Consider the following 16,592-nt stretch of genomic DNA (forward strand, 5'->3'; position numbering starts at 1 on the left):
CAGTTTCTCACTTTGCCGGCTTGGTCGGCTTCAAGTTAACCATCATGTATTTGGTGTTACCCCAGTTGGCGACCGGGTTCGTGTAAGGCTTGGTTGCGAGGCTCGGGAAACCGGTCCAATACGTCGTGTCCATGGTCGCGAAGACGTTGTAGGCCATGAGCGGAATGATCGGCATCTCCTCGGTGGCCAGCTTCAGATAATCGAGACCGAGCTCGACCCCGCGGGGATCGTCGAAATCGATCGTGCGGATCTCCTCGATGATCTTGTCCAGCCTCGGTTCTTTCCAACGTTGCCAGTTTCTCGGCGGTTGCACCTTGCCGACATCGACGACAAACTGGGAATGCCAGCTGTCGAGGAAGAACGACAGGTCAGGGTGACCACCCCAGGTCTCCACGCTCCAGCCTATGAAGGTGTCGAAGTCGCCGACGCCTCGCCGGTCAAGCATCGTTCCCTGGGCGACGTCGATATTCGCATCGATGCCGAAACGCCGCCATTGTTGCGCGATGATCGATCCGGCGCGTGTCATGACCGGCCTGAGATCGCCTTCCACCATGACTTTCACGGTGAATGGTTGCCCGTCCGGCTGATGCCAGCGCTCGCCCTGTTTGGTGAAGCCGGCTTTCTGGAGAAGTTCGGTTGCCGCCTCCGGGTCAGGTTTCCACCATCCGCGGCCAAACGCTGTCGCAATATCTGCCGCGTCCGTTGGTATCTGGTCCTTGAGGGACGGACGCAGCATGTCGGCGATCTGCTTGCCCGTAGTCGGGTCGTACGGCTTGATCTTCCGCTTGCCCGTGTCGAGTTCGAAGCCTGTCAGCCACTGCTCCATCGGTTCGAAATAATATTTCGGATAAAGTCCAGTGGGCGGCACGCCGATTGCGGAAATGGTGGCCGCGCCTCGATAGGAGGCCATACTGACGGCCTTGATGTCGATCAGCAGTGCCAGCGCCCAGCGTACGTCCTTATTCTGGAATTTCTCCAGCCGATGGTTGAAGATGACCGAAGGCAATGTCGGATCAGGGTGTGCGTACGGGAAACCCTTGAACCAACTGACCGACGACGGCGAGTCCTTGGCGAGCGTGAACATGCCTTCGGGGGACAGGTCGTGGATGACGTCGAGACGATGATTGAGCTGCTCGATGACCCGTTTTTCCGGCGGTCCCGGGTCAATATAGGCGAGGTAACCTGGGCCAGGCTCGCCGAACCGGGCTACCGTGGTACGCTTCCAATCCTCACGTTTCTTCCAGATGAACCACTTGCCGCCGCGGTCGAAATTGTGGAGCGTATAGGCGCCCAGCCCGACCGGCGGGTTGAAGTCGAACTTGAGAACGTCACCGACCTTCTCAAAGACATGCTTCGGCATCATCCACATGGCATTCCAGCGAACCGTAAACAGTGCGTGGAAGCGCGAATTGGGTTTTTTGAGCTTGAAGAGCACTTCAGTCGGGCTCTTCTTCTCGATCGCGGCGACGTTGATCTGGACCGGGGCGCTCCAGCGTAGGCCGCTGGTCTTCATGTGGGTCTCGATCGTGAACACCACGTCGTCGGCGGTGAATTCGATGCCATCGCTCCAGAAGATGCCGGAGCGGAGCTTGACGGTCATCTCCGTGAAATTCTTGTTATAAATCGGTTTTTCCGTCGCTAGGGAATTGTCCCAGACACCGTCGATGCCGTGATCCGGGTCGATGTACCAGAAGGTGTCCATCACGTTCTGATGGAGACCCGTCGTCTGGCCACCGGCATTGATAGCCCAAATGTTGAACCATCCGGCGTTTTTGATTGTACCTTCCGGATTTTCGAGAATCAGCAGCTGTTCTCGGGGCAAATCGTTGCTCGGCACTTGCCCAAGCGCCGGCCTTGTCGCGAGAAATGTTCCCGCGAGCCACATAAATGTCCTTCTCGAAAGCATGCCGTTATCCTCCCAGTTCCAGCGTGCTAATCGGCTATCCGAATGGCTCGGATACTGCCTGAGCGACTGAGAATGTCAACCGAATTTATGATTTATATCATATTTTATGATATGCTGCGCTGAGCTTGGACGACTGCGTCTAAGCCGGGGAGGAGTTCCCCTGATCGCTGTCTCAGGACTTTTACCGCCGAACGGGAGAAGAGGAACGCTATGAGAGATTGTTGCCGGCCGCCGCGGCGGCCGGGAGCGCGAAGGGTTCGGCAGAACCTTCTCACAGTTGAAGATGACATGCGGATCCATGGACGCAAGACAAGCGGAACTCGCAGGACGTCGTCACGGTTCCTGATCCAGCCGGCGAAACGCTCGGTACCGAGGTCATTGCGACGGGTGCAACGCAAGCTGAGCTCGCCGAGGGCGTGACTTCTTAAATCCCTGACCCGTCGAACTGCTGGGCGTCGCTGCCTTCCCAGGGTGAGGGCAGTGAGAGGCGATTGAGGTTGGCCGAGGGCATCGGCATCCAACACTTCAACTCCGGCTCAGCATATTCGATGACGTGCCCGGGCGAGGAATCAGAGGCGCGCCAGCCTTCACCACCGAACTGATCGCCATTCGACCAATACGCGAGGTCAACTTCTGCTGGTCCCTGTTCGGAAGGGCGGATCGTGACCAAGATCCGACTACCGTCTCTCGGTGCGCTTGCCATGTGGCGCCAGCGGTCTTTCTCGTCCATCGTTTTCCTCCTGCCTTGCCGCAGGTTGCAACTGTCGCCTCGTCATCGAAGACGGTCAACTCAAACTTTGGCGGCGGCTCTTCCTTCAAGAAGAAGACTGAATGAGCCTCGTTAAGATATTGCCGGCGTCGGTCCCTGGAATGCCGAGATCTCGAACGCTGTCCATGTGATTTCGGCCCGGTATGATTTTGGAGGATACCGGAAGCCCTTGCTGTCTCAATGACGCGGCAAAGGCGTTTAGCTGCGCATGAAAGGGCGGAGTTTCGTTGCTGCCGACAGCCAGAATTGCGCGGCAGCTTTGATCGTGCTGATGGTTCAGAGGGGTGAAATCGACGACTTCTTCGCGCGTAAGCGCGATTTCCTTCTGCAGAAAAGATCCCTGCAGCGGTGAAAGATCGTAGAGGCCGCCGAGAAGAAATGCACCATTTACATCGGAGTTCGCTTGCTCACGGTGAAACAAGAAGCTGGCGAGATGCGCCCCGGCGGAATGGCCGCTGATTGTGAGGAGCGACGGGGCGCCGCCATATTCGGTGATCCGCTCGAGAACCCACTGTTTCGCCCGCCGCGCCTGGTCGACGAGTACGGCCATCCGCGCACGAGGCATCAGCGCATAATCGACGATGACCGCAATTGCGCCGGCCTTTGTGATCGTGTCGGCAACGTAGGAGTAGTCCCGTTTGGAGAACATCCGCCAGTAACCGCCATGGATGAATATGTGTACGGGAAGGTTCTCGCGTGATCCTGCCGGAAAAAAGAGGTCGAGCGTTTCGCTTTCTCCTTTCCCGTAGGGCACATCCGCGATCATGGGGAGTTTGTCGCGCGTCGCGGCACTTCGTTCGACAATCTCCTCTACGATCGCATCGAAATCCGCGACATGACCGCGGATGCGGAAGGGGTCGGTCTCCAAATCTCCACTCCTGTCAGAAACTGGTAGCGATGTATTTCGCTTCCATGAACTCGGCTATACCATGGTGTTGGCCGCCCTCACGCCCGAGACCGCTTTGCTTGACACCGCCGAAGGGCGCCGCGGGATCGGAAACAAGGCCTCGGTTCAGTGCGATCATGCCGGCTTCTATTTTGGATGAGACACGGAGCCCTCGCGCAAGATCACGAGTGTAGACGTAGGCCGCAAGGCCGTACTCAGTGTTGTTCGCCAGTTCTATGGCCTCCTCTTCGCTCTGAAAACGGGAAATTGGTGCGACCGGACCGAAGATTTCTTCGTGCGCCATATCGGCGTCGGCCGGGACATCGGAAAGCACGGTCGGCGGATAGAAGAAGCCTGGATCCTTCGACAGCTCGCCGCCGCATAGAACCTTCGCACCACGCGTCTTCGCATCGTCGACCAGGCGACCGATTTTCTCTACGGCTTTCCTGGTGATCATCGGCCCGCATTCGGTGAGGGCATCGGTTCCCGCACCGACGTTCAATGCTGCCATTCGCCTCGTCAGTCCCTCCGCGAACGCGTCGTGAATCCCCGATTGGACATATATGCGGTTCGCGGCCGTGCAGGCCTCTCCGGCATTGCGCATCTTGGCAATCATCGCGCCATCGAGCGCGGCCTCCAGATCCGCGTCATCGAAGACGATAAAGGGGGCGTTGCCACCAAGCTCCATGGAGCAGGAAATGACATGTTTGGCCGCTTCCGCAAGCAGGGTGCGCCCGACGCCCGTCGAACCGGTGAAGGAGAGTTTCCTTACGCGCGGGTCGGCGAGGATCGCTGCTGTCACGGGGCCTGGATTGCTGGTCGTCAAGACGTTGACGACGCCGGGAGGTACGCCGGCTTCTTCATAGATCGACGCGAGCGCATATGCCGTGAGAGGCGTTTCGCTGGCTGGCTTCAGGATCACGGGACACCCTGCTGCCAGGGCGGGAGCGATCTTGCGCGTTGCCATGGCAGCCGGAAAATTCCAAGGCGTGATCAACAGGCAGATGCCGATTGGCTGGTAATCGACGATGATCCTGTTCGATCCCGAAGGAGCAACGCCGTACTCCCCGGTGATCCGGACGGCTTCCTCGGCATTCCAGCGGAAGAACTCCGCCGCATAGGCGACTTCGCCTCTCGCGTCTCTCAAGGCCTTGCCGTTCTCCATCGAAATCAATGTCGCCAGCATCTCCGCCCGCTCGATCATCAGTTCGAAGCAGCGCCTCAGGATTTCCGAGCGTTTGCGGGGTGCGGTTTCACGCCAAGAAACGGCAGCACGAGCTGCGGATTCGACCGCGGCGGCGGCGTCTTCGATCGTCGCATCGGGCACGGCGGCCAGAATGGCCTCGGTCGAGGGATCGATGACCTCTATGGTCTTTCCCGACTGCGACGACACCCATCCACCATCGATGTAGAGCCCGCGTGAAGCGGCCTGAATGTCAGGGAATTGACGATCATGATGAAGGTCCGGTTGGGCAACGGTCATGAAAAATACTCCTGGAATTAGATTGCGCTTGCGGCAAGGTCGCCGTCATAGGCTGCCCGGACGAGGCGTTTCATGGCCTCGAGATCGAAAGGCCGGGGATTGTTCTTGATCAACCGGTCGATGCCGAATGCCTGTTCGGCCGTCCAGTCGATCTTGTCTGCCGGCAGACCGAGTGCATCGAGGGTCGGGGTGATGCCGATTGCCGCGAATAGCCGTCTGACTTCCTCGATCGCTGCCTCTGCCATTTCCTGTAGCCCAAGGCCCGTCTGATCGAGGCCCAGCGCCGCGCCGACCTCCGCCAGTTCCGGCGCCGAGGCGGAACTGTTGTAGCTCATCACATAGGGCATCAGAGTGGCGACGCCGAGACCGTGTGCCGTATGGGTGAGCGCCCCAGCCGGATATTGGATCGCGTGAGCCGCCGCGGTTCCAGCGGTTCCGAAAGCGCAGCCGGCGGCGAGTGCGCCCATCATCACATCGGATCGTGCGTCCTCGTCGGAACCGTCGTTGCAGGCTTTCTCCAGGCTGCGGCCGAGTAGCTTTATGGCAAGCAGGGCAAAGTGATCGGTCAATGCGCTTTTGCCGATGAACACGTGGTTCTGAGCAAGAGAGGCATCCGTACCCCGGTGAGCTGCAGTGAACGCTTCGATCGCATGGGTGAGGGCGTCGGCTCCTGCCACCGCAGTCAGGCCGGGCGGGCACGACATCGTGAGTTCCGGATCGCAAATGGCCGTGCTGGCTATCAAATAGGGACTGGAAATGCCGACCTTGAGCGTCCGATCGGGGTCGGAGACCACCGCAACCGGCGTAACTTCCGACCCGGTGCCTGCGGTGGTGGGAACCGCGATGACGGGAAGCGTCGCTGCTGGAACTTTGAACTCTCCATAATAGTCCTGCAGGTCTCCGCCATGGCTCAGAAGTAATGCCGCGCACTTCGCCATGTCGAGGCAGCTGCCGCCACCAATCCCGATCACCATGTCGGGATTGAAGTCTCGCGCATCGTTCACGCACACCGCAACCGTATCGCGCGGAACGTCCGGCAGGACCCCGTCGTGGATCAGGACGTCGATGGATGCCGCTTGCAACGCCGTTACGATTTCAGCGAAGACGGCGGTTTGAGCGAAGCGCTGATCGGTGCAGACGAGGGCCCGCGTCCCAAATCTTGAAGCAACTCTCGGGAGCGCGTGTCGCTGTCCTTTCCCGAACAGAATTTCGGGCGGTAGCCGAATGGCGGCAAAATGGGTCATTGACGATGTCCTTTGACGGTCGGTGTGTCGTGATCCGAAGGGAATTCCTGAGCTGAAGCGAGATACCGACTCCGTCTCCGACGGCCACGTGGCGCCACGTGGAGGGCAGACTCCCGAGTGACCATTAATTTTGTCTCCAATATTAAATCCTATAGGATATGGGATTGAATTGGTCGCAGCATCATGTTAGCGATTGGCCATGTCAAGAGGCAAAAATATGCAGAATACTCCCATAGTTCCCTCCGACGAGGCCGTCGGCAGTTCCTATATCCAACGCAGCAACAGCCTGGCGGGAAGCGTCTACGAGGTCATTTTCGCACAGCTCATGTCGCTAAAAATTGCGCCCGGATCCCGCATCACGGTCGACAACCTGGTGCGAGAACTGAACGTCTCGCAGACGCCGATCAGGGAAGCATTGGGGCGGCTTGAGGGTGAGGGGCTGGTGGTCAAGACCCATCTGATCGGCTACAGCGCAGCGCCGCAGATCACCCGCCGCAGATTCGACGAGCTATACGAACTTCGTCTTTTGCTCGAGCCGGACAGCGCGGCCAGAGCCGCGACCGCGATGGACAAAACCAAACTCGCGGCCCTTCAGGAGGCGGCCGGGGTCATGGGCCGTCGGGAAGGAACCGACGAACGTATCCGCTACTCCACGTTCGCGCGTCAGGACGCCATCTTTCACGACCGGATCATGGAGTTCGCCGGAAACGAACTCATCCGCGAGACGCTCAATCATCAGCACACGCACTTTCACATTTTCCGCCTGATGTTCCACTCGCGTGTGACCGAGGAGGCTCTGGACGAGCATGAGGCTCTGTTGGCGGCCTTTGCCCTAGGAGATGCCTCAGCCGCCGAAAAGGCGATGCGCGTACATATCGAGCATTCTCGCGACCGGCTCCTGCCGGCTTTCGATTGAGGACGCCTCGATGTCGACTGTTGTGAGCCTTGATCGGGTAAGGAGGAGCAACGTGCCTCGAGGCGAGGAAGCCATGCATCAGCCCGTCCTGCGCGCGGAAGGCATCGCGAAGCAATATGGGCCCGTGACAGTTCTGTCCGAGGTCACTCTCGACGTCCTGCCCGGCGAGATTCACGCAATCATCGGAGAAAATGGCGCCGGAAAGTCAACGTTCATGCGCGTTCTTTCAGGGTATGCCGAACCCACTTCCGGAACGCTGTTCATGGCCGGCCATGAGGTTCGCTTCTCCAGGCCCGAACAGGCTCAGAACGCCGGCATCGTCCTCGTGCATCAGGAGATACTGCTCGCCGACGGCCTCACCGTCGCCGAAAATCTGTTCCTCGGACGGGAGTTGATGCGGGGTATGCTCGTCGACGACCGGACCATGCGGCGTCTCGCCAGGGAGAAGCTTGCGGAACTCGGCTGCACTGTCTCGCCAAATGCATTGGTGCGTGACATCTCCCTGGCAGACCGCCAACTCGTGCAAATCGCCCGCGCTCTTCTCGACGACTGCAAGCTCGTTATCTTCGACGAGCCGACTGCGGTGCTCACCGGCGAGGAGGTCGAGCGGCTTCTTGGCATTATCCTGAAGTTGAAAGACCAAGGTGCAGCGGTTCTGTACATCAGCCACCGCCTCGACGAGGTGCAACGGCTCGCCGACAAGGTGACGGTCCTGCGAGATGGCAAGATGGTGGGGACGTTTCCCGGCCACAGTCTTACCCAGATGGATATGGCGCGACTGATGGTGGGGCGGGACCTCGCGGCGCTCTACCCCGAAAGGAGCGTTGAGCCCCGTGGACAGGCAATGCTCAAGGTTCGTGACCTCGCCGTTCCGGGCTTCGCCAAGAATATCTCGTTCTCGGTGCATAAGGGAGAGATCCTGGGGTTTGCCGGCATGATCGGCGCGGGCCGGACGGAGGTGTTCGAAGGCATCATGGGCCTTCGTTCCGCGACCGGCTCTGTCGAACTCGACGGCAAGCCGATCGACATTCGCTCCGCGCGTTCCGCGCTGGACGCTGGCGTCGGTTATCTAACCGAGGATCGAAAAGGAAAAGGGCTGCTGCTTCAGGAGCGTCTCGCGCCCAACCTGACCCTGTCGGCGCTCGGTCGCTTCCATCCTGGACTTCTCATGCACAGGGGACGTGAGCAGACTGCTCTGACCGAAGCAGTGGAACAATACGACATTCGGTTGAAAAGCCTCGGCGTGAAGGCGGGGCAGCTTTCGGGGGGCAATCAACAGAAGCTTCTGCTTGCCAAGGTTTTGCTCACCAATCCGTCCGTCGTGGTCATCGACGAGCCGACGCGTGGCATCGATATCGCCAACAAGGCACAGATCTACGCCTTCATCCACCGGCTGGTTGCCGAAGGCAAGGCATGCATCGTCATCTCTTCGGAAATGCAGGAACTCATCGGCATCTGTGATCGGATCCTCGTCATGCGAGAGGGGCGCATCACGGGAGAGGTTGCCGGCGACAAGATGACGGAACCCGATATTGCGCTGCTCGCCACAAGCGATGTGGCGGCAGCAACGGAGCAGGGAGGAAGACAATGACCGTTATCACGGGTTCGACGCCGCTTCGGCCGGAGCGCGAATGGAGCATCGGCTGGACAGACGTCGGTCCATTCCTGGCGCTCCTGGCGCTTCTTCTGATCGGCTTCTTGATCAATCCGGATTTCCTGTCGGCCACCAACCTTGGAAACGTGATCACGCGCAGCGCGTTCATCGCGATCATAGCGGTGGGTGCGACATTCGTGATCTCGTCCGGGGGGCTCGACCTTTCGGTCGGCTCGATGGCCGCCTTCATCACCGGCGTCACCATTATGTTCATGAATGCCATGGCTCCCGACTGGGGCGTCCTAGCGATCCCGGCCGGCATGGCCATAGCCGTCGCCATCGGTCTTGCCTGCGGACTGCTGAACGGCGTCATCGTCACCGTCGGAAAGATCGAACCATTTATCGCCACGCTTGGGACGATGGGCATCTTCCGAGCGCTGATCACCTACATGTCTGACGGAGGAACGATCCCGATCGACCGCAGCCTGCGGGACGCCTATCGGCCCGTCTATTTCGGAACAGTCGGCGGTATTCCGTATCCTATCCTCATCTCGATCGCTGTCGCCGCCCTGGCGTCCTTCGTTCTCTACAAGATGAAATACGGGCGGAAATGCGCCGCAGTCGGGGCCAACGAAGATGTCGCCCGCTACTCCGGCATCTCGATCATCAAGACCCGCACGATCGCTTACGCCATCCAGGGAGCCTGCGTCGCCGTCGCCGCCATTTGCTATGTGCCGCGCCTCGGTGCCGCGACGCCGACGACGGGTGTCCTTTGGGAGCTACAGGTCATCACCGCGGTCGTCATCGGCGGCACGGCGCTCCGTGGAGGGAAGGGCCATGTCTGGGGCACGGTCGCGGGGGCCGTCATTCTTGAACTGATCGCCAACCTGATGGTGCTGTCCGACTTCGTCTCGGAATATCTCGTCGCAGGTGTCCAGGGCGTCATCATCATCATCGCCATGCTTATCCAAAGGTTTTCGAAATAACCCGTGTCCGGACCACACGGGTTCATGTTTGTGGGTCCAATTCTGGGAGGAATGAATGTTTAGGATTAAACGGATTGCCGCCGTGGCCGTCGGTACCTTGCTGATCGCCGGGCACGCGCTGGCTGCCGACAAGAAGGTTGTCGCGGTCTCCATCCCGGCGGCCGACCATGGTTGGACAGCCGGCATCGTCTATCATGCTCAGGCCGCCGCCAAGGAAATCAACGCCGCGTTTCCAAATGTCGAAGTCATCGTCAAGACATCGCCCTCGGCCACGGCGCAGGTGAGTGCGCTGGAAGATCTTTCCGCACGACGTAAACTCGATGCTCTGGTGATCCTGCCGCACACCTCTGAGGAACTCACGACGCCGGTCAAGGCGGTCAAGGATGCCGGTACATTCATCACCGTCGTGGATCGCGGTCTGAACGACCCCACTATTCAAGACCTTTATGTTGCCGGCGATAATATCGCTGTCGGACGCAACACCGCAAAGTTCATGATCGACAAACTCGGTGGCAAGGGCAATCTTGTCGTCCTGCGTGGCATCCCAACGGTGATCGACGACGAACGGATCAAGGGGTTTCAAGATACGATCAAGGGTACCAGCCTGAAAATACTGGATATCCAGTATGCGAACTGGAACAGCGACGAAGCCTTCAAGCTGATGCAGGACTATCTTGCCAAGTACCCCCAGATCGACGCCGTGTGGGCCAACGACGACGACATGCTGCTCGGCGTTCTCGAGGCGGTGAAACAATCCGGGCGCAAGGACATCAAGCTGGCGCTTGGCGGGAATGGAATGAAGGACATTGTCAAGAAGGTCATCGACGGTGATGCGATGACGCCTGTCGAGACACCTTATCCGCCGGCAATGATCAAGACCGCAATCTACATGACGGTGGCAAACCTGATTGGGCAGGCGCCCGTGCGTGGAACCGTGAAGCTCGACGCGCCGCTGATCACCCGGGAGAATGCCAAGGAATATTACTTCCCGGATTCACCTTTCTGAAAATCACATAATCGGGGCGGCTGTCGCCGCCCCACCGCATAAGGTCAAGAGGAGCAGGCCATGCCAGGCAAGAAGATACTGATGCTGACCGGTGAGTTCACCGAGGAATATGAAATTTTCGTCTTCCAGCAGGCGATGGAGGCGGTCGGGCATACCGTCCACGTCATCTGCCCGGACAAGAAGGCGGGTGATCTGATTAAGACCTCGCTGCACGATTTCGAGGGAGATCAGACCTATACGGAAAAGCTCGGCCATTTCTTCACGATCAACAAGACGTTCTCGGAAGCTGAATGGCAGCTCGAGCAGTACGACGCTGTCTACGCCGCAGGCGGCCGCGGGCCGGAATACATTCGGACCGACAAGCGGGTGCAGGCGATCGTGCGGCACTTCCACGAGAAGCAGAAGCCGATCTTCACGATCTGCCACGGCGTCCAAATACTGATCGCTGTTGATGGCGTCGTCCGTGGCAAGAAGGTCGGGGCGCTTGGAGCTTGCGAGCCGGAAGTCACTCTCGCCGGCGGTACTTATGTCGACCTGTCCCCGACGGAGGCATATGTCGACGGGACGATGGTCTCGGCCAAGGGCTGGACGGCTCTCGCAGCGTTCATTCGTGAATGCTTGAAGGTGTTGGGAACTGAAATCCACCACAACTAAAAATGTGGGGCTGGCGTTTGGCGTCAGCCCCTTGTTTCACCGATCGATTGTCGACCATCGATGTCGACGCGAACGTCAGGCGAGGTATGGCAAGCGAGGGTTTATCGGCGCCGCACCAAGTTCCGATCGGCCGAGGCGCTTCGGACGAGACCAATCCCTGCGGGCCGTTTCGCTGAGAACAAGTCCATGGCCTGGACGGTTTGGCGCAAATGCAAAACCGTCCTTGATCTCGATAGGCTGCTCAACCAGGTGATCGAAATTCTGAAACGAATATTCGAGCCATTCGACTTCCGGAAGTGCGACGGCCATGTGCACCCCGACCTCCAGGAACGTATTGCCCAGGCTGACCGGGACGCCGAGCTCGGCCGCAAGCCAACCGATCCGCATGACGTCGGTCACCTGGCCGTGGACGTTCAGCAGATCGGTCCCGAAATTTTCCATAAGGATCCGTTTTCCCGTGGCATCGAGATACTCTCCGCTGTTGATCTGCGTCCAGTTGACCGCGTGACGGAGCGTCCGGAGCCCCTCGAAGTCATGGCGCAGAATTGGGTCTTCAACCCATAACAGATCATGGCCGGCGTCGCGGATCGCCGTAAGCTTCACCAGGGCTTCCTTCGAATTCCAGGCCTCGTTGGGATCGATCATTATCTGTGAGCCGGCAGGCACGACTTCCTTCAACAAATCGAGACGACGCATATCCCGTTTGAAATCTGGATGCCCCACCTTGATCTTGAACGCCGTGTATCCAAGGCTCGCAGCATGTGAGAACAGCGCGCAGAACGTTTCGTCGCTGAGGTGAAAGTCGAGACCGCTGGCGTATGCGCGAACACGGTCACGACGGCTACCGAGCAGCGCGTGAAGCGGTAGTCCGACTTCCTTGGCGGCAAGGTCCCACAATGCGACCTGCAGGGCCTCGTGAAATGGCAGCGAAAAGGCGCGCTGGTTGCCGCCCCTCGGGCGATGTACGCGATGGACCAACGCGATGGCTTCCTGGCCTTCGATGCCGGGCCAAACCTCGTTTGCAAAAACCGCCTCGATCTCGGCTTGATCCGGGAGGGGATGAAAGAGGGTCTGGATAAAGCCCAGCCCCGTCTTTCCGCTTTCGCCCACAAGTTCGAGGGCCGCGACGTTGACGTCGTCGGCTCGGACCTGACTGTCCCCGATTACCCTGTCGCGGGCGAATTGAAATCGGGTTATACGGAATTCTGATAGGGGCATGACAGCGCTCTCTGATCGTTTAAGTTTGGCAACTGATCTATCAATGGTATTATCGAACGTATGAAAAAATCGCAAGCGCGTAAGGGAAAATCAGCTGATGTCGAGTCCGCCGCGCCGCGGCTCAGCGACGTAGCCTATGAGCGCATCCTCGAGAGTCTGTTCGAACGAAAGGTTCCTGTCGGCGCGTTCATCTCCCAGAACGAGCTTTCGGAAATCGTCGGCGTGCCGGTCGCGCCGCTCCGCGATGCGCTGCGAATGCTTGAGGCCGAAGGCATTCTCACGATCCATCCACGCTCCGGAATCCAGTTCGTTCGACCGGGTCTGGACTTGACGCGTGCGACATATCAGTTCCGCTCGATCATCGAGAGGTCGGCTGTGCGAGTCTTCGCCGAACAGGCCGAAGAGGAGTTGATGAACAGCCTGGAAGTCCGCCATTCCAGGCTTATGCGTAAACTGGAGAGGGATGGACTTACCGCCGATCATCTCGCGGAGATGGATCTCCTCGAGCTCGAGCTTCACGGCCAGATCGTCGCGGCACTGCGTAATCCACTGATCGATACGGCATATCGCAGAATGCACAACTACCTGCGTTTGCTGCGATTGGAACGGAAGGTCACGCCCCCAATCCTCATTCGGACATTGAAGGAGCATCTGGATATTCTGGAGGCATGTTCCACCAGGGATGCCGACGCTGCAGAGAAGGCGCTTCAGGCGCATTTCCAGGCAGCGATACATCGAAATATGGGACTGGTTTGACCGGAACTGCGCGTCCAGTCGTCTTGGCCTTGCCGAGCCTTCGAAAGATTGCTATCTCTGACTGATCGATCAGATTTGCGATCTGATATTTGGGAGGATGGATAGATGCAGATCACCAAACGTGAATTTCTCGCCGCGACGGCGGCCCTGGCACTTGCCGGCAGTATTCGCCCCGCCAATGCGGCGACCGCGATAAACTACTGGCACCATTTCACGAGCCAATCGGAGATGGCCGGCCTGTTGAAAATCATCGAGCTGTTCGGCAAGGCTCACCCGGGCGTCACGGTCACGCAGGAAAGCATCCCGAACTCTGAATACATGGCGAAGGTTTCGTCCGCGGTCGTGGCTGGTGGACGGCCGGATACCGGTATGGTCATCGCGGAACGCTTCGCCGACCTGACGGCGATGGGCGCATTGACGGATATTACCAAGCGAGTGAATGCATGGAAGGGCAGGGCCAATCTGCCGGAAAACCGGTGGACCGGCATGTCCCAAGATGGCGCCGTATATGCCGTTCCAGCTTATGCCTTCGTTGACTGGATGTATTACCGCAAGGACTATTTCGAGGAAGCGGGCCTGGCAGGCCCGCCGAAGACCTTGGATGAGTTCGTCACCGCGTGCAGGAAACTGACTAACCCCGCGAAAGGTCGCTACGCGTTCGGCATGCGAGGTGGCGCGGGAGCGTTCAAATACGTCATCGACATGATCGAATCCTTCGGCTCTCCGATCGTGAAGAACGGGCAGGCGGCGATCGACAAGGCGGCAGCAGTCGAGGCCGTCAGCTTCTACTCGAGCCTTTTTCTAAAAGAGAAAGTCGTTCCACCAAGCACGCCCAACGACAGCTACCGCCAGATCATGGAGGGATTCCGCACCGGTCAGACCGCCATGATCTGGCACCATACCGGGTCGCTGATCGAAATCTCCGCTGCTCTCAAAGCGGGCGAACAGTTCGCCACGGCTCCCATGCCCGCGGGGCCGAAGGCACACATCGCGCGTGTTGCGTACGCCGGGAACGGCATCATGAAGGACGACAATGTCGACGCTGCCTGGGACTGGATTAGCTTCTGGGGTGAAACGGACGCGGCGATCGCCCTGCTGGAAGCGACGGGTTATTTCCCCGCGTCGACGGCGGCGCTTGAGGATAGGCGGATCAAGTCCAATCCGGTCTATCAGGCCGCTTCGAAGACGCTCGAATTTGGTCGACTGCCCAACAGTTTCGTAGGCGCCGCGGGGTGGTCGGAAAATGTCGTCAATCCCGCCTTCCAGTCGGTTCTGACCGGGCAGTTGACACCCGTGCAGGCCGTCGATCGCATGATCGAAGGGCTCGAAGCCGCGCTTCGTTAGTCAACCAGGCGCGATGACCGCAACGTCGTTGCGTCACAGAGGACGGCATGCGCCGCGATCATATGAAGTCAGTCTTGCCACGTGGACCAATCACGCTGCTCGGAAATCTTTCCGAAACGCGGTATTGGGTCTACCTCCTGCTGTTTCCGAGCCTGATCCTACTTCTGCTGGTGGTCGCCTATCCGACGCTCTACGGCTTCGTCATCAGCGTCAGGGAAATGCGCCTCACCCGCCCTGGCCTTAACGGCTGGGTCGGGATGAAGCACTATGTCGCCATGATGTCTGATCGGGTCTTCTGGATCTCGTTGAAAAATACGGCGATCTGGGTGACGGCGGCCATCGCGATCGAAGTGACGCTCGGTTTCGTTGCAGCCGTGGCGCTCAATCGCAACCTTCCAGGTACGAAGCTATTCGGTGTGCTGATCCTGCTTCCCTATTTTCTGCCGAACGTGGTCGCGGGACATATGTGGGCTCTCTTGCTGGATCCACGGCTGGGCGTCATCAACGATCTGCTGGTGCGGATAGGAATACTGAGCACCTATAAGGCGTGGTTCGCCGATCCGGCCACCGCGTTGGCCGCGACTATTCTGGTCGAGGCGTGGCATGGTTTCCCGTTCTTCGCACTTCTGTTTCTCGCCGGATTGAAAGGCATTCCCGAGGACCTGTACAAAGCTGCAGCTGTCGATGGCGCTGGCCCCGTCCGGCAGTTTCGTCTGATCACTGTGCCGATGCTGAAGACGGTGATCGCCGCGGCCGTCATCCTGCGCGTGATCAGTCTCGTCAATTCGCCTGACCTGCTGCTCGTTTTGACCGGTGGAGGCCCCGGCAATGCGACGCAAGTCCTGTCGCTCTACGCGTTCCAGACTGCCTATCGCGAGTTCAATTTCGGGTACGCCGGGGCGCTTTCGGTCGTCATGTTCATCCTCCTCATGCTGTTTGCGACCATCTATATCAGGTTAACGCACGTCACGAAGGAATGAGAATGCTCAAGACCAGCCGCAGCCGACGCCTTGCGGGGGACATCCTGACGTATGTCGTGCTTACAGCTCTGACGACGTTTTGCCTCGGGCCGATCCTCTGGATGTTTCTCACTTCCCTCAAGACGGAAGCGGACATCGTCACCTCGCATATGCAGTATATCCCCCGAACGATCACTTTCCAAAACTACGTCGCCATCTGGACACAATCGAATTTTCCCGTGCTGATTGCAAACAGCTTGGTAGTGACCACAATTACCGTGGTAATCTGCGTTCTGACCGGAACGCTCGCGGCTTATGCCTTCGCACGGCTGCCCTTCAAAGGCCGCGACAAAATCATGCTCGGCTATCTGCTGGTGCGGATGTTCCCGGCCGTTATGGTGATCATCCCGCTCTACGTCATGATGCGGACCGTGGGCCTGGTCGACAGCCGCTTCGGACTGGCGCTTGCCTATACCAGCTTCCTGTTGCCGCTGTTTGCCTGGATGCTTAAAGGCTTCTTCGATGCCGCCCCGAAAGAGCTGGAAAGCGCTGCCCGGATCGACGGCTCCACAAGGCTTGGAGCCATGGTGCGCATCGTCCTGCCGTTGGCGCGAAATGGTCTCGTCGCCAGTTCGGTGTTCATCGCGATCGCTGCGTGGAACGAGTTCATTTTCGCACTCATGTTGACGACAGGGCAGGGCTCCCGAACGTGGCCTGTCGGACTGCAATTAATGGTCGGCGAATTCCAGCTGCCGTGGGGGGTGCTTGCCGCCGGCGGCATACTGAGCATCCTGCCGGTAGTCGTCCTCTTCGCGATCGTTCAACGTGCGATGGTTCAGGGTCTTACCGCAGGCGCGATCAAGGGTTGAGG

Annotated in this window: 15 protein-coding genes; 9 read left to right on the forward strand and 6 right to left on the reverse strand. The window is 59.0% G+C overall.

The window, feature by feature from the left end; genetic code table 11:
* Positions 1–7: 7 nt before the first annotated feature.
* The 5 genes from J2857_RS21915 to J2857_RS21935 all read right to left on the reverse strand — a co-directional run bounded on the left by J2857_RS21915 (position 8) and on the right by J2857_RS21935 (position 6,288).
* Positions 8–1,906 (reverse strand): ABC transporter substrate-binding protein, encoded by a 1,899-nt coding sequence (locus J2857_RS21915; protein ID WP_210012189.1) that lies wholly within the window; start codon positions 1,904–1,906, stop codon positions 8–10.
* Positions 1,907–2,330: 424 nt separating this feature from the next.
* Positions 2,331–2,636, reverse strand: a complete 306-nt coding sequence (locus J2857_RS21920) for a hypothetical protein (RefSeq protein ID WP_037078614.1) — start codon at positions 2,634–2,636, stop codon at positions 2,331–2,333.
* A gap of 85 nt (positions 2,637–2,721) precedes the next feature.
* Positions 2,722–3,543 carry an alpha/beta hydrolase gene (locus tag J2857_RS21925; RefSeq protein ID WP_210012190.1) on the reverse strand — a complete coding sequence of 274 codons (822 nt, stop codon included), beginning with the start codon at positions 3,541–3,543 and terminating at the stop codon, positions 2,722–2,724.
* A gap of 13 nt (positions 3,544–3,556) precedes the next feature.
* Complete coding sequence (locus J2857_RS21930; protein WP_210012191.1) at positions 3,557–5,044, reverse strand: NAD-dependent succinate-semialdehyde dehydrogenase; 1,488 nt, start codon at positions 5,042–5,044, stop codon at positions 3,557–3,559.
* Positions 5,045–5,061: 17 nt separating this feature from the next.
* Complete coding sequence (locus J2857_RS21935) at positions 5,062–6,288, reverse strand: iron-containing alcohol dehydrogenase (protein ID WP_210012192.1); 1,227 nt, start codon at positions 6,286–6,288, stop codon at positions 5,062–5,064.
* A 217-nt stretch (positions 6,289–6,505) separates the two neighbouring features.
* Here J2857_RS21935 and J2857_RS21940 point away from each other — a divergent pair, with 217 nt between their 5' ends.
* The 5 genes from J2857_RS21940 (at position 6,506) to J2857_RS21960 (ending at position 11,444) form a co-directional block, all read left to right on the forward strand.
* Entirely contained in the window at positions 6,506–7,204 is a 699-nt protein-coding gene (locus tag J2857_RS21940) for a GntR family transcriptional regulator (RefSeq protein ID WP_210012193.1), read from the forward strand.
* A gap of 73 nt (positions 7,205–7,277) precedes the next feature.
* The gene (locus J2857_RS21945) at positions 7,278–8,795 is read left to right on the forward strand and encodes a sugar ABC transporter ATP-binding protein (protein WP_245363655.1); all 1,518 of its coding nucleotides are present in this window, start codon (positions 7,278–7,280) and stop codon (positions 8,793–8,795) included.
* Positions 8,792–9,784 carry an ABC transporter permease gene (locus J2857_RS21950; RefSeq protein WP_210012195.1) on the forward strand — a complete coding sequence of 331 codons (993 nt, stop codon included), beginning with the start codon at positions 8,792–8,794 and terminating at the stop codon, positions 9,782–9,784. Before J2857_RS21945 ends, J2857_RS21950 begins: the two co-directional genes overlap by 4 nt.
* Positions 9,785–9,839: 55 nt before the next feature.
* Positions 9,840–10,790, forward strand: a complete 951-nt coding sequence (locus tag J2857_RS21955; protein WP_210012196.1) for a substrate-binding domain-containing protein — start codon at positions 9,840–9,842, stop codon at positions 10,788–10,790.
* A 60-nt stretch (positions 10,791–10,850) separates the two neighbouring features.
* Complete coding sequence (locus J2857_RS21960; RefSeq protein ID WP_210012197.1) at positions 10,851–11,444, forward strand: DJ-1/PfpI family protein; 594 nt, start codon at positions 10,851–10,853, stop codon at positions 11,442–11,444.
* 75 nt (positions 11,445–11,519) lie between these two features.
* Here the strand turns inward: J2857_RS21960 and J2857_RS21965 are convergent, their stop codons facing one another.
* Positions 11,520–12,662: an enolase C-terminal domain-like protein gene (locus tag J2857_RS21965; RefSeq protein ID WP_210012463.1), complete on the reverse strand. Its 1,143-nt coding sequence runs from the start codon at positions 12,660–12,662 to the stop codon at positions 11,520–11,522.
* A 60-nt stretch (positions 12,663–12,722) separates the two neighbouring features.
* Between J2857_RS21965 and J2857_RS21970 the strand changes: the two genes are divergently transcribed.
* The 4 genes from J2857_RS21970 (at position 12,723) to J2857_RS21985 (ending at position 16,590) form a co-directional block, all read left to right on the forward strand.
* The gene (locus J2857_RS21970) at positions 12,723–13,418 is read left to right on the forward strand and encodes a GntR family transcriptional regulator (RefSeq protein WP_210012198.1); all 696 of its coding nucleotides are present in this window, start codon (positions 12,723–12,725) and stop codon (positions 13,416–13,418) included.
* A 105-nt stretch (positions 13,419–13,523) separates the two neighbouring features.
* Positions 13,524–14,762 (forward strand): ABC transporter substrate-binding protein, encoded by a 1,239-nt coding sequence (locus tag J2857_RS21975; protein ID WP_210012199.1) that lies wholly within the window; start codon positions 13,524–13,526, stop codon positions 14,760–14,762.
* Between the two features lie 74 nt (positions 14,763–14,836).
* A complete protein-coding gene (locus tag J2857_RS21980) occupies positions 14,837–15,742 on the forward strand; it encodes a carbohydrate ABC transporter permease (protein WP_245363657.1) in 906 nt (301 codons plus the stop codon).
* On the forward strand, positions 15,739–16,590 hold the full coding sequence (locus J2857_RS21985; protein ID WP_373426767.1) for a carbohydrate ABC transporter permease: 852 nt from the start codon (positions 15,739–15,741) through the stop codon (positions 16,588–16,590). Before J2857_RS21980 ends, J2857_RS21985 begins: the two co-directional genes overlap by 4 nt.
* The last annotated feature ends 2 nt before the right edge of the window (positions 16,591–16,592 follow it).

The sequence above is a fragment of the Neorhizobium galegae genome, assembly GCF_017877055.1.
In the GTDB taxonomy this organism is placed as follows: domain Bacteria; phylum Pseudomonadota; class Alphaproteobacteria; order Rhizobiales; family Rhizobiaceae; genus Neorhizobium; species Neorhizobium galegae_D.